Annotated in this window: 15 protein-coding genes and 1 pseudogene; 6 read left to right on the top strand and 10 right to left on the bottom strand. The window is 76.6% G+C overall.

Annotation, left to right across the window (positions count from 1 at the left end; all coding sequences use genetic code 11):
- Positions 1-81 precede the first annotated feature (81 nt).
- On the bottom strand, positions 82-1,164 hold the full coding sequence (locus ACIP60_RS06420) for a hypothetical protein (RefSeq protein WP_400680666.1): 1,083 nt from the start codon (positions 1,162-1,164) through the stop codon (positions 82-84).
- 245 nt (positions 1,165-1,409) lie between these two features.
- Here ACIP60_RS06420 and ACIP60_RS06415 point away from each other — a divergent pair, with 245 nt between their 5' ends.
- The gene (locus tag ACIP60_RS06415) at positions 1,410-2,144 is read left to right on the top strand and encodes a DUF6585 family protein (RefSeq protein WP_400680664.1); all 735 of its coding nucleotides are present in this window, start codon (positions 1,410-1,412) and stop codon (positions 2,142-2,144) included.
- Between the two features lie 31 nt (positions 2,145-2,175).
- Here the strand turns inward: ACIP60_RS06415 and ACIP60_RS06410 are convergent, their stop codons facing one another.
- Genes ACIP60_RS06410 through ACIP60_RS06400 form a run of 3 tightly spaced genes read right to left on the bottom strand, consistent with a single transcriptional unit; the run spans position 2,176 to position 5,836 of the window.
- Positions 2,176-4,281, bottom strand: a complete 2,106-nt coding sequence (locus ACIP60_RS06410; RefSeq protein WP_400680663.1) for a xanthine dehydrogenase family protein molybdopterin-binding subunit — start codon at positions 4,279-4,281, stop codon at positions 2,176-2,178.
- Positions 4,278-5,282, bottom strand: coding sequence for an FAD binding domain-containing protein (locus ACIP60_RS06405; RefSeq protein WP_400680661.1), 1,005 nt, complete (start codon positions 5,280-5,282; stop codon positions 4,278-4,280). The genes ACIP60_RS06410 and ACIP60_RS06405 overlap by 4 nt, the downstream gene beginning before the upstream one ends.
- Positions 5,279-5,836: a (2Fe-2S)-binding protein gene (locus tag ACIP60_RS06400; RefSeq protein ID WP_400680658.1), complete on the bottom strand. Its 558-nt coding sequence runs from the start codon at positions 5,834-5,836 to the stop codon at positions 5,279-5,281. Before ACIP60_RS06400 ends, ACIP60_RS06405 begins: the two co-directional genes overlap by 4 nt.
- A gap of 203 nt (positions 5,837-6,039) precedes the next feature.
- Between ACIP60_RS06400 and ACIP60_RS06395 the strand changes: the two genes are divergently transcribed.
- Positions 6,040-6,834: a metal-dependent hydrolase gene (locus ACIP60_RS06395; RefSeq protein WP_400680655.1), complete on the top strand. Its 795-nt coding sequence runs from the start codon at positions 6,040-6,042 to the stop codon at positions 6,832-6,834.
- Between the two features lie 30 nt (positions 6,835-6,864).
- On the opposite strand, the gene ACIP60_RS06390 is transcribed toward ACIP60_RS06395, so the two are convergent.
- Positions 6,865-8,760 (bottom strand): alkyl/aryl-sulfatase, encoded by a 1,896-nt coding sequence (locus ACIP60_RS06390; RefSeq protein WP_400680654.1) that lies wholly within the window; start codon positions 8,758-8,760, stop codon positions 6,865-6,867.
- 197 nt (positions 8,761-8,957) lie between these two features.
- Here ACIP60_RS06390 and ACIP60_RS06385 point away from each other — a divergent pair, with 197 nt between their 5' ends.
- Positions 8,958-10,013 carry an NAD-dependent epimerase/dehydratase family protein gene (locus ACIP60_RS06385; protein WP_400680653.1) on the top strand — a complete coding sequence of 352 codons (1,056 nt, stop codon included), beginning with the start codon at positions 8,958-8,960 and terminating at the stop codon, positions 10,011-10,013.
- 103 nt (positions 10,014-10,116) lie between these two features.
- On the opposite strand, the gene ACIP60_RS06380 is transcribed toward ACIP60_RS06385, so the two are convergent.
- The gene (locus ACIP60_RS06380) at positions 10,117-11,265 is read right to left on the bottom strand and encodes a HAMP domain-containing sensor histidine kinase (RefSeq protein WP_100834680.1); all 1,149 of its coding nucleotides are present in this window, start codon (positions 11,263-11,265) and stop codon (positions 10,117-10,119) included.
- The gene (locus tag ACIP60_RS06375) at positions 11,262-12,080 is read right to left on the bottom strand and encodes a response regulator transcription factor (RefSeq protein ID WP_400680651.1); all 819 of its coding nucleotides are present in this window, start codon (positions 12,078-12,080) and stop codon (positions 11,262-11,264) included. The genes ACIP60_RS06380 and ACIP60_RS06375 overlap by 4 nt, the downstream gene beginning before the upstream one ends.
- 371 nt (positions 12,081-12,451) lie before the next feature.
- Here ACIP60_RS06375 and ACIP60_RS06370 point away from each other — a divergent pair.
- The 3 genes and pseudogenes from ACIP60_RS06370 to ACIP60_RS06360 all read left to right on the top strand — a co-directional run.
- Positions 12,452-13,108 (top strand): annotated as a pseudogene (locus ACIP60_RS06370) (glycosyltransferase family 2 protein); the annotation flags it as partial.
- Complete coding sequence (locus ACIP60_RS06365) at positions 13,082-13,765, top strand: DUF2064 domain-containing protein (protein ID WP_400681550.1); 684 nt, start codon at positions 13,082-13,084, stop codon at positions 13,763-13,765. The pseudogene ACIP60_RS06370 and the gene ACIP60_RS06365, both read left to right, overlap by 27 nt.
- Positions 13,762-14,499, top strand: coding sequence for a methyltransferase domain-containing protein (locus ACIP60_RS06360; RefSeq protein WP_400680650.1), 738 nt, complete (start codon positions 13,762-13,764; stop codon positions 14,497-14,499). Before ACIP60_RS06365 ends, ACIP60_RS06360 begins: the two co-directional genes overlap by 4 nt.
- Positions 14,500-14,521: 22 nt before the next feature.
- On the opposite strand, the gene ACIP60_RS06355 is transcribed toward ACIP60_RS06360, so the two are convergent.
- The 3 genes from ACIP60_RS06355 to ACIP60_RS06345 are packed head-to-tail and all read right to left on the bottom strand — an operon-like array spanning position 14,522 to position 17,547.
- Positions 14,522-15,142, bottom strand: coding sequence for a cytochrome b/b6 domain-containing protein (locus ACIP60_RS06355; RefSeq protein ID WP_400680647.1), 621 nt, complete (start codon positions 15,140-15,142; stop codon positions 14,522-14,524).
- Entirely contained in the window at positions 15,126-15,917 is a 792-nt protein-coding gene (locus tag ACIP60_RS06350) for a molybdopterin-dependent oxidoreductase (RefSeq protein WP_400680646.1), read from the bottom strand. The genes ACIP60_RS06355 and ACIP60_RS06350 overlap by 17 nt, the downstream gene beginning before the upstream one ends.
- Before the next feature lie 52 nt (positions 15,918-15,969).
- Positions 15,970-17,547 (bottom strand): glycosyltransferase 87 family protein, encoded by a 1,578-nt coding sequence (locus ACIP60_RS06345; protein WP_400680643.1) that lies wholly within the window; start codon positions 17,545-17,547, stop codon positions 15,970-15,972.
- Positions 17,548-17,733 lie beyond the last annotated feature (186 nt).

Here is a 17,733-nt window from a genome sequence, read left to right as displayed (position 1 = left end):
CGCCCCGGTGGTCGGCCGCGGGGAGACGCGCACGAGGACTCGTGCACGTCTCCCCCGCGGCCGACCGCTTTCGCGTCCGGGTCAGGGGCCGACGGTCTCGGCCAGCGTCGCGTCCGCGTGGCCGAGGACGGCCTGGCGGGCTTCGGCGCCGGTGACGGTGACGCGGACCGCATCGATGCTCGCACCGGCGCTCCCCGCTCCACCACCGATCGAACTGCTCGGACCGGTCGGAGTAGTCGGGTCGCTCGGACCGGTCGAGGCAGTCGGACTGGTCGGGCCGCTCAGGCCGGTCACCGTCGGGCTCATCGGGCTCGTCGGGCTCGTCGGGCTCGTCGGCGACGCGAGTGCGGCCTCCGCCGCTGGTGTGCTCCGAGGGCCCGGGAGCGGCGGAGCCGTGACGGGTGCGGTCCGGTCGTTGAGGACGACCTCCGCGACCATCGGCCGCGCGAGGTCCGCGGGAATCCTGATGCGCGTCCCCGGCGCCGGGTTCTGCGGGATGCTCGCCACCTCGATGCCGCCGTAACGGACCGTTCCGCCGCTGAGCGCCATCGTGAACTCGGGTGCGCGGCCCGCCCCCGCCACCACCGAGACGCGCAGCCCCGACAGCCGCACCTCCACGGCCGCCGAACCGGCCGTCGCGAACGGGTCCGCGCCGGGCACCGCGGCCGGAACCGACAGCCCCAGCGTCCGCGCCTGCACCGACGCCTCCAGCCGGCAGCCCTCCGGACCGGACCGCGCGCCCAACGTTCCGCTCGCGGCGGTGCGCACCGCCATGTCCTGCCCGTCGGCCGCCGCGGTCGGCACCGCGGCCGCGCTCACGCCGGGCAGCGACACGACGCCGGGGAAACCGACCGGACCGGCGAACGGGGACATCCCGACCAGGTCGGCCAGGCCGGACCGGGTCGACCGGCCCACCGAGACGCTTCCGTCGAACGGGCCCCGCTCCTGCGGCACCCCGCCCGCCTGCGGCCACTGGGCCTGCCACAGCCGCGCGCCGGAGTCGTCCCCGTTCAGCGCGGCGGCCCACGCACGCGCCAGGCCGCATCCCGCCGCGGCGGCGCTCCCCGTCGCGTCGACCGCCGTGGCGGCACCCGCCCCGCACAGCACCGAGACGCCCACCGCCACGCTCGTCAGCGCACAGCCGACCGGCATCAACCGTTTCATCGTCCGACCCTTTCATCGCAGTATTTGCAGTACTTTCAGCCCTCTCTAGCTCCTCCCGCGCCCGGGACCGCACCGGCAGGCCCGGGGTCCACGGCATCCCACCCGAACGGCCGAGCGCCCGCGTGCTGACCCGGCGTCAGTTCCCGGTTTTCCCTGGGGCGGTGTGGGTGGGGTGGGGAAGACTACGGGCAGCGCCGGTGCACGGGCCGGCGGCGATCCCCTCCCCACGGACGAAGTTGAGGCCCATGCCAGCGACAGCTCCCCCCGCGACCCTCTCCCCCGCCCACGCCGAACTGGCGGCGCGGCACGGGCTGGGCGCCCCGACCGCCACCTTCGAGCCCCAGCGGTACGGGGTGCTGCTGAAGGTCTCGTTCTACCTGACCCTGGCCGTCCTGCTCTTCCTCTTCGTGGTGCCGGCCGTGGTCTTCTACTACCTGTCGCTGCGCCGCCAGCCGGACTTCAACCCCCGGCAGGCGGCGAAGCGGCTGCACCTGTTCGAACACGGCCTGATCGTCGACCAGGAGACCGGCCCGAGCGCGGTGGCCCTGCGGTGGGACGAGGTCCGGCTGCACGAGGAGCAGACCCAGAAGATCATCAACGGGATACCGGGCCCGGTCCGCTACACCTGCCTGCTGCGGACCCCGGGCGCCAGCGTGACGGTCACCGACTTCTACCGGACCCCGGCGGTCTGGGCCCGGGCCATGCAGCACGCGGTCCTGCGGGCCCAGGGCCCCGGGGCGCAGGAGGCGCTGCGCTCGGGCGAGGTGCTGGACTTCGGCCCGTTCGACCTCTCCGGCGCGGGCATCACCCACCAGCGCCAGCTGCTCCCCTGGGACCGGCTGGGGCGGGTCGAGCTCGGCGGCGGCGCCGTCCGGGTGGTGCGGGACGACGAGCCCTCGCCCTGGGCCCGCGCGATGGCGAAGAGCGTCCCGAACCTGTCGGTCTTCCTGGCCCTGGTGGAGGCGCACGGCGCCGGCTGAGGGCCGGGTCCCGGCCGGGCGGCCCCGGGCCTCACCGCCCGGGCCGCTCCTCCAGCGCGGGCAGCAACTTGTCCAGCGTGACGGGCAGGTCCCGCACCCGCGCCCCGCAGGCGTGCCACACCGCGTTCGACACCGCGGCGGCGGTGCCGACGATGCCGATCTCGCCGATGCCCTTGGTCCCCAGCACGTTGACGTGCGGGTCGTGCTCGTCGAGCCAGTGGGCCTCGACCTCGGCGACGTCCGCGTGGGCCGCGATGTGGTAGCCGGCGAGGTCGTGGTTGACGACGTGGCCGGTGCGGGGGTCGAGCACGCTGTTCTCGTGCAGCGCCATGGACAGCCCCATGGTCATGCCGCCGACGAACTGCGAGCGGGCGGTGCGCGGGTTGACGATCCGGCCCGCGGCGAACACGCCGAGCAGGCGCGGCACCCGGACCTCCCCGGTGTCCAGGTGGACCCGCGCCTCGGCGAACTGGGCGCCGAAGGCGTGCATCGCCCAGCGGTCGGACCCCGGCCGGACGGAGCCGGACGCCTCGGCCCGCTCCGGCGGCTCGGCCCCGTACCGGGCCCGGAAGGCGCGGGCGGCCTCGACCACGGCCGAGCCCCAGGTCGCCGTGCCCGAGGAGCCGCCGGCCACCGTCGCCATCGGGTAGGCGGTGTCGCCGATCCGCACCTCCACCCGCTCGACCGGGACGTCGAGCGCGTCCGCGGCGATCTGCGCCAGCGTGGTCCAGGTGCCGGTGCCGAGGTCGGCCGCACCGATCTCGGCGACGTACCGGTCGCCCTCCCGCCGGATCGTCGCCGTCGACTCCGGCATCAGGTGCACGGGGTAGGTGGAGGCGGCGACGCCGGTGCCGACCAGCCAGTCGCCGCTGCGGCGCACCCCGGGCCGCGGGTCGCGCCCGGCCCAGCCGAAGCGGGCCGCGCCCTCGCGCAGGCAGCCGACCAGGTTGCGGCTGGAGAAGGGCTTGCCGGTGTCGGGGTCGGTGCCGGGCTCGTTGCGGATGCGCAGCTCGATCGGGTCGAGGCCGAGGCGCTCGGCCAGTTCGTCCAGCGCCACCTCGGGCCCGAACATGCCGGGGCACACCCCGGGGGCGCGCATCCAGGACGGCACCGGGACGTCCAGGGCGGCCAGCCGGTGGGTGGTGCGCCGGTTGGCGGCGGCGTACATCATCCGGGCGGGCACGCCGGTCTGCTCGGCGAACTCCTTGATCCGGGAGGTCTGTTCGACCACGTCGACGGCGAGGGCGGTCAGCCTGCCGTCGCGGTCGGCGGCCAGCACGCAGCGCTGGATGGTGGGGGTGCGGTAGCCGGCCAGCGCGAACATCTGCTGCCGGGTCAGCACCAGCCGCACCGGCCGGCCGGGGACGGCGCGCGCGGCCATCGCGGCCAGCACCGTGTTGACGTGCGGCTCGCCCTTCGAGCCGAAGCCGCCCCCGACGTACGGGCAGATCACCCGGACCTTCGCCTCGTCCAGGCCGAACACGGCCGCCAGCGCGGTCCGGGCGGGGTGGACGCCCTGGGTGGAGTCCCACAGGGTGAGGAAGCCCTCCGCCTGGTCCCAGCGGGCCGTGGTGGCGTGCGGCTCCATCGGGTTGTTGTGGTACATCGCGGTGGTGTACGTCCGCTCGACCGTCACCTCCGCCGCCGCCACGGCCGCCGCGACGTCGCCCTCGACGGTGTCGGTGGGGAAGTCCGGGTTGACCTTCTCGGGCGCGTACAGGTCGTCGCGGTCGGCCCGCAGCTCGCTGTCGTGCTCCTGCCGCTCGTACTCCACCCGGACCAGGGCGGCGGCGTGCCGGGCCGTCTCGGAGCTGTCGGCGACCACCAGGGCGACGACCTGGCCCCGGAAGGCGACCTCCCGGTCCTGGAGGGCCGCCAGCTCGCGGTTCCCGGTGTCGGCCAGCCGTTCGGCACGGTCGGGGGTGAGCACCGCGAGCACGCCGTCGAGCGCCTCGGCGGCGGCGGTGTCCAGCCCGGTGATCCGGCCCCGGGCGACGTCGGCCTGGACGGGGTGCGCGTGGGCGGCGTCCGCCACCGGGGCCTCGGCGGCGTAGGCGGCGGTGCCGCGCACCTTGGCGGCGCCGTCCCGGCGGGGCAGGTCCCGGCCGATGGCGGCGGATTCGTCGACGGAGGTCATCGGGCGTCCTCTCCGACCAGCTCGCGCAGGGTGGCGGCGAGGGTGCGGCGCAGCAGGGGGATCTTGAACGCGTTGCCGCCGTCCAGGCCCTCCAGCGGGCGGGCGTCGGCGAGTTCGGCGTCCGCGGCGGCCCGGTAGGACTCCTCGGTCGCCGGGGCGCCGCGCAGCACCCGCTCGGCCCGGCGGGCCCGCCAGGGCACGTGGGCGGCGCCGCCGAACGCGACGCGCGCGTCCGTGATCACGCCGCCCCGCACCTCCACCGCCGCGGCCACGCTGACCAGGGCGAAGGCGTACGAGGCGCGGTCGCGGACCTTGCGGTAGGCCGAGCGGCGGGCCGGCGGTAGGGCGGGCAGGTCGATCGCGGTGACGAGGTCGCCGTGTTCGAGCACCGTGTCCCGTTCGGGGGTGTCGGCGGGCAGCCGGTGCAGGTCGGTGAAGGGGACGGTGCGCTCGCCGTCCGGGCCCAGCACCCGCACCCGGGCGTCGAGCGCGGCCAGTGCCACCGCCAGGTCGGAGGGGTGGACCGCGACGCAGTGCTCGGAGGCGCCGAGGATCGCGTGGTGGCGGGTCCAGCCGCCGAGGGCGGAGCAGCCGGAGCCGGGCTCGCGCTTGTTGCAGGGGGTGGTGACGTCCTGGAAGTAGGCGCAGCGGGTCCGTTGCAGCGGGTTGCCGCCGGTGGTGGCCATGTTGCGCAGCTGCCCCGAGGCGCCCGACAGCAGGGCCTGGGACAGCACGGGGAAGCGCTCGCGCACCCGCGGGTCGGCGGCGAGCGCACTGTTGCTGACGCCCGCGCCGATCCGCAGGCCGCCCCCGTCGAGGTCCTCGACCGTGGCGGGCAGCAGGTCGGCGACGTGCACGACCAGGTCGGGGGCGACGATCCCCAGCTTGAGGTGGTCGACCAGGTTGGTCCCGCCGCCGAGGAACACCGCGGCCGGGTTCCGGGCCACGCTGCGGACGGCCTCCGCCGGGTCGCCGGGGCTCAGGTAGTCGAACGGCTTCATCCGGCGGCCTCCGCGGTCGGTCGCCCGCCGGTGCGCAGGGCGACCGCGGCCCGCTGGACGGCGGGCACGATGTTGACGTAGGCGGCGCAGCGGCACAGGTTGCCGCTCATCCGCTCGGCCACCTCGGCGCGGTCCAGCTCCGGCGGTCGGGCACCGTCCGTGACGGCGCTCGGCCAGCCCCGGGCGAACTCGTCGAGCGCGCCGACCGCGGAGACCACCTGCCCCGGGGTGCAGTAGCCGCACTGGAAGGCGTCGCAGTCGATGAACGCCCGCTGCACGGGGTGCAGCCCGTCCTCGGCCTCCGGCGCGCGGGCGGCGAGCCCCTCGGCGGTGACCACCTCGGCGCCGTCCTGGGTGACCGCGAGGGTGAGGCAGCTCAGCACCCGGCGCCCGCCGGACAGCACCGTGCACGCGCCGCACTGCCCGTGGTCGCAGCCCTTCTTCGGACTGGTCACGCCCAGCCGCTCGCGCAGGGCGTCGAGCAGCGTAGTGCGGGTGTCGACGGTCAGCCGGCGCGTGGTCCCGTCGACGTGGACGGTGATCTCTCTCAGCACCGCCCGAGGGTTCCCGGCGCGGGCCCCGGCCACACGGCGTCCGGCCGGGCCCCACCCGGACGGCGGGGATGCCCACCCGGACGGCGGCGGCACCGGTCCCAACGGCTCCGGGAACGGTGTGACCAGCCGGTGATCATGAATGGTTATGCTCACGCTCCGTCAGGTGCCGGACGGCCCTGGCGGAACGAGAGGGTGGTGTCACGATGATGGGACCGGCGCACGCGCTGTCGGGCGCGGCGGCCTGGGTGGCGGTGGGCGCGGTGGCGGCCGTGCTGGACGAGCCGATGCCCTGGCCGGTACTGCTGGTCGGTGCGCTGATCACCGCGGGCGCGGCGCTCGCGCCGGACCTGGACCACAAGGCGGCGACGATATCGCGGGCGTTCGGGCCGGTGTCGCGCTGGCTGTGCGAGGTGATCGACCAGCTCTCGGCCGCGGTCTACAAGTCCACCCGGGGCAAGGGCGACGCCCGGCGCTCGGGCGGCCACCGGACGCTGACGCACACCTGGCCGTGGGCGGTGATGTGCGGGGCGGTGGCCGCCGCGGTCGCGGTGTACGGCGGCCGGTGGGGCGTGCTCGCCGTGCTGTTCGTGCACATGGTGCTGGCCATCGAGGGCCTGCTGTGGCGGCACGCCCGGGTCTCCAGCGACGTACTGGTGTGGCTGCTCGGGGTGACCAGCGCGTGGATGCTGGCGGACATCCTGGACGAGCCGGGCAACGGCGCGCGGTGGCTGTTCGACGGGCCGGGGCAGCAGTACCTGTGGATCGGCCTGCCGATCATGCTGGGCGCGCTGGTGCACTGCGTCGGCGACGCGCTGACGGTCTCGGGCTGCCCGGTCCTGTGGCCGATCCCGATCGGCCGCAAGCGCTGGTACCCGGTCGGCCCGCCGAAGGGGATGCGGTTCCGGGCCGGCAGCAAGGTCGAGGTGAAGGTGCTGTCGCCGATCTTCATGGGGCTGAGCGCGGTCGGCGCGCTGGTCGCCCTCCAGGTCATCGGCTGACGGACGGGAACGGGGCCGGAGCGCGGCGGGTCAGGGGGTGACGATGGCGAAGCCCGGGTCGGGGGCGGTCAGGTGGCCGAGGAGTTCGGTGACCGTGTGCGGGTCGCCGGTCACCCGGGCCCGGCCGTCGGCGGCGAGCTCCTCCAGGTGGGCGGTGCCGAGCAGGACGGCGCGCAGGTCGGCCTCGTCGAGGGTGACGGTGAGGTCGGGGGCGGCCACCGCCGGGCCCTCGCCCGCGGTGTGGGTGAGGACGCCGTTGTGCAGGCGCAGCGTGATCGGCTCCTCGTGGCCGGTGAGGTTCCAGCGGATCGCGAGCGAGGCGTCCCAGCTGCCGGGGCCGTCGATCCGGATGGCGAGGGAGTCGAAGAGCTGGTCGAGGGTGAGGGCGGCCAGGAGGTCCGGGGAGACGCTCTCGGTGGGGGTGCCGACGTTGCCGTCGCGCAGTTCGAGGGCGCCCATCAGGTAGAAGTTGCGCCAGGTGCCGTTCTCGCTGCCGTAGCCGAGCTGTTCGAGGGCGGCGGCCTGGAGGGCGCGGGCGGCGGCGTTGTCCGGGTCGGCGAAGACCACGTGGTTGACCACCTCGGCCACCCAGCGGTGGTCGCCCGCCGCGAAGGACTCCCGGGCCCGGCGCAGGACTTCGTCCGCCCCGCCCATGAACGCGACGTACCGGGTGGCGGCCTCGACCGGCGGGTGCTGCCACAGATGCGCCGGGTTGCCGTCGAACCAGCCCAGGTACCGCTGGTAGACCGCCTTCGTGTTGTGGCTGACCGAGCCGTAGTAGCCGTGGGTGTGCCACGCCTTCTCCAGCGCGGGCGGCAGCTGCATCCGCTCGGCGATCTCCGGGCCGGTCAGGCCGGTGTTGAGCATCCGCAGCGTCTGGTCGTGCAGGTAGCCGTACAGGTCGCGCTGCTCGGACAGGAACGCGACCACCCGCTCGCGTCCCCACACCGGCCAGTGGTGCGAGGCGAACGCGACCTCGGCGTCCGCGCCGAACAGGGTGACCGCCTCGGTCAGGTAGCGCGACCACGCGTGCGGGTCGCGCACCTGCGCGCCGCGCAGGGTCAGCAGGTTGTGCAGGTTGTGGGTGGCGTTCTCCGCCATGCACAGCGCCGAGTGGTCCGGGAAGAAGATGTTCAGCTCGGCCGGGGCCTCGGTGCCCGGGGTCAGCTGGAAGACCATCCGGATGCCGTCGACCACCTCCTCCTGCCCGGTGCGGGTGATGTCCAGGGTCGGCGGGATCAGCCCCGCCGCTCCCGTCGAGGTGGTCTGCCCCAGGCCCGCGCCGACCTGCCCGCGCGGCCCCTTCGGCAGCGCCGCACCGTACATGTACGCCGCCCGTCGGCCCATCGCCGTGCCCGCGTACACGTTCTCGCTGACCGCGTGCTCCAGGAAGCCCTCCGGCGCGAGGACCGGGACCTCCGCGCCGTCCGGGACCACGCCGCGCACCCCGCCGAAGTGGTCGATGTGGCTGTGCGTGTACAGCACGGCCGTCACCGGACGGTCGCCCCGGTGCGCCCGGTACAGGGCCAGGCCGGCCGCCGCGGTCTGCGCCGAGATCAGCGGGTCGACCACCAGGACGCCGCGCTCCCCTTCCACGACCGTCATGTTCGACAGGTCGAAGCCGCGCACCTGGTAGATCCCGTCCACCACCTCGAACAGGCCGTGGTCGGACACCAGCCGACTCTGCCGCCACAGGCTCGGGTTCACGCTGTCCGGACACTCACCGGACAGGAACCCGTACGCCTGAAGGTCCCACACCGTGCGTCCGTCCGCGTCCTTGACCAGCGGATCGGCCGCCGTCCCCAGGAACCCCCGCCTCGCGTCCTCGAAGTCCCGGCTGTCCTCGAACGGGAACCGGCCGAGCACCGCCCGGTTGGCCTCCGCGATGCTCGCCTCGGCGGGCTCGGGCTGGGTGTGCTGCGCCATCGATGACTCCCGGGGAGAGGGCTCCGTGTCGCTGCCACCCTTCCCAACGGGGTGGCCGGGCGCCTCGCACGGTGGGCCGTTCGGGTGAGCGGCGCTGCGGCGGCGCGGGCGGGCGGGGGTCGCCGGTCCTTACCGGTCGGTGACGTCGCCGTCCGCCTGCGCCGTTCCCGGGCCGGGCGTGGGTAGCGTCGCGGGGCATGAGGATCCTGGTGACGGGCGGGGCCGGTTTCGTCGGCTCCGCGGTGGTGGGTGCGCTGCTCGCGGGCGGCCACGAGGTGCGGGTGCTGGACGCGCTGCTGCCGGCGGTGCACCCGTCGGGGCTGCCGTCGGCGGTGCCCGCGGGCGCGGAGTTCCGGCACGGCGACGTGCGGGACGCGGCGGCGGTGGAGGCGGCGCTGGACGGGGTGGCGGCGGTCTGCCACCAGGCCGCGATGGTCGGGCTGGGGGTGGACCTGGACGACGCCCCCGCCTACGCCGGGTGCAACGACCTGGGCACGGCGGTGCTGCTGTCGGCGATGGCCCGGCGCGGGGTGCGGGACCTGGTGCTGGCCGGGTCGATGGTGGTGTACGGCGAGGGCGCGTACCGGTGCGGGGCGCACGGGCCGGTGGCCCCCGGGCCGCGCCGGGCGGCGGACCTGGACGCGGGACGCTTCGAGCCGCCGTGCCCGGTGTGCGGCGAACCGCTGCTGCCCGGCCTGGTCGGCGAGGACGCCCCGGCCGACCCGCGCAACGTGTACGCGGCCACGAAACTGGCCCAGGAACACCTGGCCTCCGCCTGGGCCCGCGCCTGCGGGGGCCGGGTCCTGACGCTCCGCTACCACAACGTGTACGGGCCGGGGATGCCGCGCGACACCCCGTACGCGGGGGTCGCCTCGCTGTTCCGCTCGGCGCTGGCGCGCGGCGAGGCACCGCGGGTCTTCGAGGACGGCGGCCAACGCCGCGACTTCGTCCACGTCGCGGACGTGGCGGCGGCCAACGCGGCGGCCCTGGCCGCCCTCCCCGACCGGCCGACGGGCAGCGCGCGGGCGTACAACGTGGGCAGCGGGGACGTCCGGACGGTGGGCGACCTGGCCCGGGCGCTGGCGTCGGCCTACGGCGGCCCGGCCCCGGTGGTGACGGGCGAGTACCGGCTGGGCGACGTCCGGCACGTGACGGCGGACTCCGGACGGCTCCGCACCGAACTCGGCTGGCGGCCCCGGGTGGCGTTCGAGGCGGGGGTGGCCGAGTTCGCGGCCGCCCCACAACGGGCCTGACGGCCGGTCGGCGCGCGGCGGGGGGCTGGGCGGGCACCGGCGGGGCCGGACCGGACCGGGCCCGGTGTTTCCGGGGCCCGGGGGGTGGGGCGCGGTGCGGTCGTCAGGGGCGGCGGGTGGTCGGGAGGCTGATCTCGAAGCAGCAGCCGCCGTCGACGTTGCGTACCCGGGCTCGGCCGTCGTGGGCCTCGACGATGCCGCGGACGATGGCGAGGCCGAGGCCGGCGCCGCTGTCGGCCGTGTCGGGGGTGCCGGGGGCGGCGGGACGGGGGGTGCGGGCGGGGGTGCCGCGCCAGCCGGTCTCGAAGACCCGGGGGAGGTCGGGTTCGGGGATGCCGCCGCAGCCGTCGGTGACGGCGAGGACGACGGCGTCGGCCTCCCGGTGGGTGGAGACGGCGACCAGGCCGTCCGGCGGGGTGGCGCGGATCGCGTTGACCAGCAGGTTGCCGATCACCCGGGTGATCTCGCGGGGGTCGGCCTCGACGGGCGCGGGTTCGACCCGGCGGCCTTCGAGGCGCACGCCGCGCTGCCGGGCGAGGGGGTGGGCGCCGGCCAGCGCGTCGTCGACCAGGTCGTGCAGCGAGACCCGGGAGAGGGTGAGGGAGAGCGCGCCGGCCTGGATCCGGGAGAGTTCGAACAGGTCGTCGACCATGCCGGTGAGCCGCTCGACCTCGGTGCGGATCCGGGCGAGGTAGCGCTCGGGCTGTTCGGCGACGCCGTCCTCCAGGGCTTCGGCCATCGCGCGCAGGCCGGCCAGCGGGGTGCGCAGGTCGTGCGAGATCCAGGCGATGAGTTCCCGCCGGGACGCGTCCAGGGCCCGTTCGCGGTCCCGGGATTCGGCCAACCGGGCGCTGGTGGCGGCGAGTTCGGCGCTGACGGCGGCCAGTTCCCGGCCCAGCGGCCGGTCCGGCGGGGTGAACCCGGCGTCGCCGCCGACGGTGCGGGCGGCCACCGCCAGGGCCCGGCCGCCTGCGGTGACCTGGCGGCCCAGCAGCGCGGCGGTGAGCAGCGCGACCACCGAGGCCATCGCCAGGACGGTGCCGACCACGCCGAGGTCGTGGTGGGAGAGGAACATCGCCTGGGCGACCGCGAACGTCCCGGAGGTGACGGCGAGGACGCTGACCACGGCGACGGCGAACAGGGTGAGCGCCAGCGAGCGGCGGCGCAGCAGTCGCAGCGCGGCCAGGCCGAGCAGTCCGGCGGCGGCGGCGCCGAGCGCGGCGAACAGGGCGATCAGCAGCAGGTCCTTCACGCCGCACCGCCCCGCACGGAACCGGCCGGGCCGGTCGCGCCGGTCGGCTCGGTCGAGCCCGTCGGGCCGGTCGGCTCGGCCGGGTCGTAGCGGTAGCCGACGCCCCAGACGGTGCTGATCAGCGCGGGCGCGCCGGGGTCGTCCTCGATCTTCTCGCGCAGGCGGCGGACGTGGACGGTGACGGTCGACAGGTCGCCGAAGTCCCAGCCCCAGACCCGCTGCATCAGTTCCTGCCGGGAGAAGACCGTCGCGGGGTGCCGGAGCAGGAACGCGAGGAGATCGAACTCGCGGCTGGTGAGCGGGAGTTCGCGTCCGGCCCGGTGGGCGCGGCGGGCCCGGTGGTCGAGCGCCAGGTCGCCGGAGCGCAGCGGCCCGGACGCGGCGGGGGCGGGGGCGGTGCGGGCGCGGCGCAGGATCGACTGGACGCGCAGGACGAGTTCGCGCGGGCTGAAGGGCTTGGTGACGTAGTCGTCCGCGCCGAGTTCGAGCCCGAGGACGCGGTCGGCCTCGTCGCCCTTGGCGGTGAGCAGCACCACCGGCAGGTCGGGCCGGTCCGGGCGGGCGCGCAGGCGGCGCAGCACCTCGAGGCCGTCCAGGCCGGGCAGCATCAGGTCGAGGACGAGCAGGTCGGGCCGGTGGCGTTCGGCCAGGTCGAGCCCGCTCGGCCCGTCCTCGGCCCGGTCGACCAGGTGCCCGGCCCGGGTGAGGTAGCCCGCCACCACTTCGCCGACGGTCGGGTCGTCGTCGACGACCAGGATGCGGGCGGGCTCCGGCGGATCGGCGGGAGCGGGGACGGGAGCGGGGCCGTGGTTCACCCGCCCGAGGATACGAGCCCTCCCCCGCCGACGGCCCCGGTCCGGGCCCTCGTTCGGGTTCCGTAAGATCCGCCGCCCGAACGGATCGCCGGAACGGACCGTCGGAACGGTCCGTCGGAACGGACCGGTCGGCCGACTCCACGCCGACCGGGTCACGGCACCACCGGCCGTCTGCCGCCCCGGACGGCTCCGCGCCGACCGGCTCCCCCACACCGCCCACTGGTTGCCGCCCCGAGCGGCTCCGTCCCGCGCGGCTCCCCTGCGCTGTACGACTTCCGTAAGGGCGTGGTTCGGCCGCGGCGGGGGCGGGCGTGGTTAGCGTGGCGGGCGTGACTCCTCCTCTCCTTCCGTCTCCTCTGCTCCCGTCCTCGGTGGACGTGGTGCTGCCCTGCCTGGACGAGGCGCGGGCGCTGCCCTGGGTGCTGGGCCGGATGCCGGCCGGCTGGCGGGCGATCGTGGTCGACAACGGTTCGCGGGACGGCTCGGCGGAGCTGGCCGCCTCGCTGGGGGCGACGGTGGTGGTGGAGCCGCGCCGGGGTTTCGGCGCGGCCTGTCACGCCGGGCTGCTGGCGGCCGACGCCGAGTTGGTGTGCTTCCTGGACTGCGACGGCTCGCTGGACCCGGCGCAACTGCCGCGGGTGGTCGGGCCGGTGGCGACGGGCGCGGCCGATCTGGTGCTGGGGCGGCGGCGGCCGGTCTCGTTCGGGGCGTGGCCGCCGCACGCCCGGTTGGCGAACCTGGTGCTGGCCCGGCGGCTGCGCGCGGTGACGGGGGCCGGGCTGCACGACCTCGGGCCGATGCGGGCGGCGCGCCGGGAGCGGCTGCTGGCACTGGGGCTGGGCGACCGGCGCTCGGGCTACCCGCTGGAGATGGTGCTGTCGGCGTCGGCGGCGGGGATGCGGATCGCCGAGGTGCCGGTCGACTACCGGCCGCGGGCGGGCCGTTCGAAGGTGACCGGGACGGTGCGCGGGACCCGGCAGGCGGTGCGCGACATGCGGAAGGTGCTCGCGGCCGTGCCGCCGACCCTGCTGGTGATCGCCAAGGCGCCGGTGCCGGGCCGGGTGAAGACCCGGCTGATCCCGGCGTTCGGCGCCGAGCGGGCCGCCGGTCTGGCCGAGGCGGCCCTCGCCGACACCCTGGCCGCGCTGTCGCTGGCCCCGGCCGGACGGCGGCTGCTGGTCCTGGACGGGGCACCGGGCCGGTGGCTGCCGCCGGGCTGGGAGGTGGTGCCGCAGTGCGCGGGCGGCCTGGACCGCCGGCTCGCCGCCGCCTTCGCCCACGCCGCCCGCCTGGCGCCGCACGCCCCGGCGCTGCTGGTCGGCATGGACACCCCGCAGTTGGACCCGGCCGTCCTCGCCGCGCCGCTGTCGGCCGCGCGGCGTCCGGGCGTCGACGCCTGGTTCGGCCCCGCCGAGGACGGCGGTTTCTGGGCCCTCGGTCTGGCCCGCCCGGACGCCCGCCTCGCGGCGCGGCTGCTGCACGGCGTGCCGATGTCGACCGCCGGCACCGGCCGGGACGTCCTGGACCGGCTGCGGGCCGCCGGTCTGACGGTCGGCGAGCTGCCGCCGCTGCTGGACGTGGACGGCCCGGACGACGCCGTCCGGGTCGCCGCGCTGGCACCCGGCACCCGGTTCGCCGCCCGGCTGCGGGAGTGCGGGACCGCCCCCGGACCGGCCGCCCGGTGAACACCCACCCGGCGGGTGCGGGCGCGGGCCTCTCCCCCGCACGCGGCGTCGACACCGCCGCGCCCCGGATCGCCGCCGCGCCCCGGGTCGACGCCGAGCCCTGGGTCGACGACCCGTTCGGGCGGGCGGTGCGGGCCGGACGGGGGCCGTTGTGGCTGCGGCGGGCGGACGGTTCGCGGCTGGTGCTGGAGGTGGAGCGCTGGTGCGCGCCGGTGGCCGGGGCGGACCACGGGCTGGTGCTGCGCTGCCTGGGCCTGTCCGCGCCGGTGCTGGACCTGGGCTGCGGGCCGGGTCGGCTGGTGGCGGCGCTGTCCGAGGCGGGCGTGCCCGCGCTCGGGGTGGACATCTGCGCGGCCTCGGTGGAGCGCACCGCGGGGCTGGGCGGTCTCGCGCTGCGCCGTTCGGTGTTCGACCGGCTGCCCGCCGAGGGCCGTTGGGGCGGCGTGCTGCTGGCCGACGGCAACCTCGGCATCGGCGGCGACCCGGCGGCCCTGCTGGCCCGGGCGGGCGCGCTGCTCGCCCCGGGCGGGCTGCTGCTGGTGGAGACCGCGACGCAGGAGGTGGACGAGGTCGCGGACGTCCGGGTGGAGGGCCCGGACGGCGCCGGTCCGCCGTTCGCCTGGGCCCGCTGCGGGCCCGCCGCGACGCTGCGGCACGCCCGGGCGGTCGGCCTGGAGCAGGCCGAGCGCTGGCTGTCGCACGGCCGCTCGTTCCTGGCGCTGACCCGCCCCTGACGGCGGAAGACCTGACGGAGGGTCACCCGGCGGCGGGTCGGTCGCGCTCGGCCCACTGCGGGTGCTCGCGCTCGGCCCACTCCCGGTCGACGGTGCCGGTGCGCATGCCGCGCCGGGCCTCCGGGTCCTGGTGGGCCATCCGCAGGTGGCCGAGCACCACCACGGCGACGGCGAGCGCGAACCAGTCGTGGACGAAGGTCGCGCCGGTGCGCCACACGGCGGGGGCGAGGCCGGTGAACCACATCAGCAGGCCGGTGCCGAGCATGACCAGGGTGGTGCCGAGCGTCCACTGCGCGTACAGCTTCTGCCCGGCGTTGAACTTCCCGGCGGGCCGGGGCCCGAGTCGGCGGCGGCGCACGGTGCGCAGCCAGGTGCGGTCGGCGGCGGTGAAGCGGCCGAGGCGGACGGCGTCGCGGCGCATCGCCCGGGAGGCGAGGGAGAGCAGCAGCGGGACGGGCAGCAGCAGGCCGCACCACTCGTGCAGCCCGGCCACCAGGCGCCGGCGGCCGACGAGTTGGGCCAGCGGCGGCAGGTAGAGGCAGGCGGCGGTGGCCAGGCAGGTGAGCATCAGCGCGGCGGTGGCGCGGTGCGTCCAGCGCTGGGCGCGGGTGAACCGGGGGCGGCGGTCAGCCGGTGGGTGCATCGTCGCGTCCGTTCGATCGGCCGACCCAGGCGTCCACGTCGTAGCCGAGCCGTTCCCAGTAGCCCGGGCGGACGGCGTCGGTGACGGTGATCGAGGACAGCCACTTGGCGGACTTGTAGAAGTACATCGGGGCGACGTACAGCCGGACCGGGCCGCCGTGCGCGTGGCCGATCGGCTGGTCCTGCATCCGCAGCGCCACCAGGACGTCGTCGCGGCGGGCCTGGTCCAGCGTCAGGCTCTCGGTGTAGGCGCCGTCGAAGCAGCCGAAACTCACCGCGCGCCCCTCCGGCCGCACCCCGGCGGCCGCCAGCAGCGCGGACAGCGAGACGCCCTCGAACGGGGTGGCGGGCACCCGCCAGCCGGTGACGCACTGCACGTCGTGGACGATCCGGCGCTGCGGCAGGGCCCGCAGGTCGGCCAGTCGCAGGGTGGTGGGCCGCTCCACCAGGCCGTCGACGGTGAGGGTGTAGTCGGCCTCGCCGCGTTCGGGCACCGAGGCGGTCACCGAGTAGTAGCGGAACCCGCCCCCGCCGGGCAGCAACCCGCTCAGCCCGGTCGGGTCGTTGCGGGCCAGGGTGTCCTGGGCGCGTTGCAGCCACGGGCCGACCGCGACCCCGGCGGCACCGAGGCCGAGCAGGCCGAGCACCACCCGGCGGCCGACGGGGGTGCCGCGGGTCCCGTCGTCGTTCTCGCCGTTGCCGTCGTTGCCGTTGCCGCCGTTGTCGTCGTTGTCGTTGCCGTCGTTGTCGTCGTTGTCGTCGTTGTCGTCGTCCACGGGGTGATTCGACCAGGCGGGGCCGCCGTTGCCCAGGGGCGCGGGCGGACCGTCAGACTTCCGTCATCTGTGCGCGCACCGGCCGCGGCCACCGTCCGGCCCGCCGCGCGGACACCATCACGATCACCAGCAGGGCGGCGCCGTAGGCGAGTTGCTGCGTCCGGCCGCCGCCGGCCAGGTACAGCAGCTGCCCGGCGGCGGGCACCGCCAGCCACTCCCAGCGGCCGTCGAGAGCGACCAGCGCCACCACCAGCAGCCCGTACCAGGGGTAGCCGGGGGCGGCCAGCAGCAGCGCCCCGCCGGTCACCAGCAACGCGCCCCGCCAGGGCCGCCCCGGGTCACCGTGCCGCAGCACCCGCCACACCAGGACGGCCAGCAGCGCCGCCCCGACCCATGGCGCGAACCGGTCGGGCAGCACCAGGCGCAGCAGCCCGAACCGGTCGAGGTGGCCCTGCTGGTAGCCCTCCTCCCGCAGGTAGCCGGGCAGGTAGCCGAACACCCCGGCCCCGGACGCCGCCACGTACGGCAGGTAGCAGAGCACGAACACCCCGACGGCGGCCACGAGCAGCGCCAGGGCCGCGGCAGGCCGGAACGCACCCCCGACGGATCGGCCGGAGGCCACCGGGTCGGGTACGCCCGAGTCCGCGACCGGTACGGCGGACGGACCGGCGACGGCCTGCCACGGCCCGGACCGGAACAGCAGCCGCAACCCACCCCCGGCAGGCCGGCCGGAAACTCCCGGACCAGGCGCGCCCGAGTCCGCGACCGCCACGGCGGGCGGGCCGGCCGGGGGCCGTACCGGCGCGGTGCCGGACGGGCGGCGGGAGAGGACGCCGGAGAGGGCGCCCGGGAGGGCCAGTGCGGGGAGGAGCTTCACCGCCGTTGCCGCGCCCAGGGCCGCGCCGGCCGACACCGGCCGGGTGCGGGCCGCCCAGGTCAGGCCGGCCACTGTCAGCAGGGCGCCCAGCGTGTCGACGTGGGCGTCGTTGACGGCCCAGACCGCGACGCCCGGGCACCAGGCCCAGAGCGCGGCCCGTCGTCGTCCGCCCGTCGCCGTGAGCAGCAGGGCGGTGGTCGCCACCGCCAGGGTCGCCCCGGCCGCCTGGGCGACCCGGACGCCGTCGCCGAAGGGGCGTTGGAGGAGGAACCACGCCTCGGCCAGCGGCGGGTAGACGGTGTGCACGGCGGGGCGGTTGATCCGGGTGCAGGCGCCGTCGGCGGTGCGCCGTTCGTCCCACTCCGCGCAGCCGTCGCCGACCGGGAACCGCCCGGGGTCGCGCAGCCGGGTCAGGGCCGGGTCCTCGGGGGTGTGCGCGTACGGGGAGACGCCCGCGGCCTGCACCTTGCCGTCCCAGCCGTAGCGGTAGGCGTCGTCGCTGGTCCGGGGCGGGGCGAGCAGGCCGGTCGCGGCGACCAGGACGCCGCCGGCCAGCACGAGCCGGGTCACCTGTCGGGCCGGTACCCGGCGCAGCAGGAGCAGTGCCGTCGCGAACAGGGCGGCGTCGGCGGCGTACCAGCCGTACAGCGGGGTCCGGTCGCCGAGGGTGCCGCCGGTGGTGAAGGTCAGCGCGAGGCAGCCGGCCAGGGCGGTGACGGCGAGGGCGCAGGGCAGGGCGGGGCGTGCGGTCACCGCTCCACCCTCGCAGTTCGGGGCGTCCGGGGGGCGGCGGCGCGGGGTGCCGTCCGGATTCCGTAAGCATCCGCCGAGCACCCGTCCCGAACACCCGCCCCGAACACCCGTCCGGTCGCGGGCCGTCGGGCCGGGCCGTTCGGATTCCGTAAGCACGTCGCAGCGCCGTCGGGGCGGCCGGGCGCG

It is taken from the genome of Kitasatospora sp. NPDC088783 (assembly GCF_044750705.1).
GTDB lineage: Bacteria > Actinomycetota > Actinomycetes > Streptomycetales > Streptomycetaceae > Kitasatospora > Kitasatospora fiedleri.
This window is presented reverse-complemented; position numbering and strand designations above follow the sequence as displayed.

What these genes read in the sequence shown, in the direction of transcription:
- ACIP60_RS06420 (WP_400680666.1), bottom strand. Translation starts at nt 1,164, where the DNA reads ATGAAACGGTTGATGCCGGTCGGCTGTGCGCTGACGAGCGTGGCGGTG.
- ACIP60_RS06415 (WP_400680664.1), top strand. Translation starts at nt 1,410, where the DNA reads ATGCCAGCGACAGCTCCCCCCGCGACCCTCTCCCCCGCCCACGCCGAA.
- ACIP60_RS06410 (WP_400680663.1), bottom strand. Translation starts at nt 4,281, where the DNA reads ATGACCTCCGTCGACGAATCCGCCGCCATCGGCCGGGACCTGCCCCGC.
- ACIP60_RS06405 (WP_400680661.1), bottom strand. Translation starts at nt 5,282, where the DNA reads ATGAAGCCGTTCGACTACCTGAGCCCCGGCGACCCGGCGGAGGCCGTC.
- ACIP60_RS06395 (WP_400680655.1), top strand. Translation starts at nt 6,040, where the DNA reads ATGATGGGACCGGCGCACGCGCTGTCGGGCGCGGCGGCCTGGGTGGCG.
- ACIP60_RS06390 (WP_400680654.1), bottom strand. Translation starts at nt 8,760, where the DNA reads ATGGCGCAGCACACCCAGCCCGAGCCCGCCGAGGCGAGCATCGCGGAG.
- ACIP60_RS06385 (WP_400680653.1), top strand. Translation starts at nt 8,958, where the DNA reads ATGAGGATCCTGGTGACGGGCGGGGCCGGTTTCGTCGGCTCCGCGGTG.
- ACIP60_RS06355 (WP_400680647.1), bottom strand. Translation starts at nt 15,142, where the DNA reads ATGCACCCACCGGCTGACCGCCGCCCCCGGTTCACCCGCGCCCAGCGC.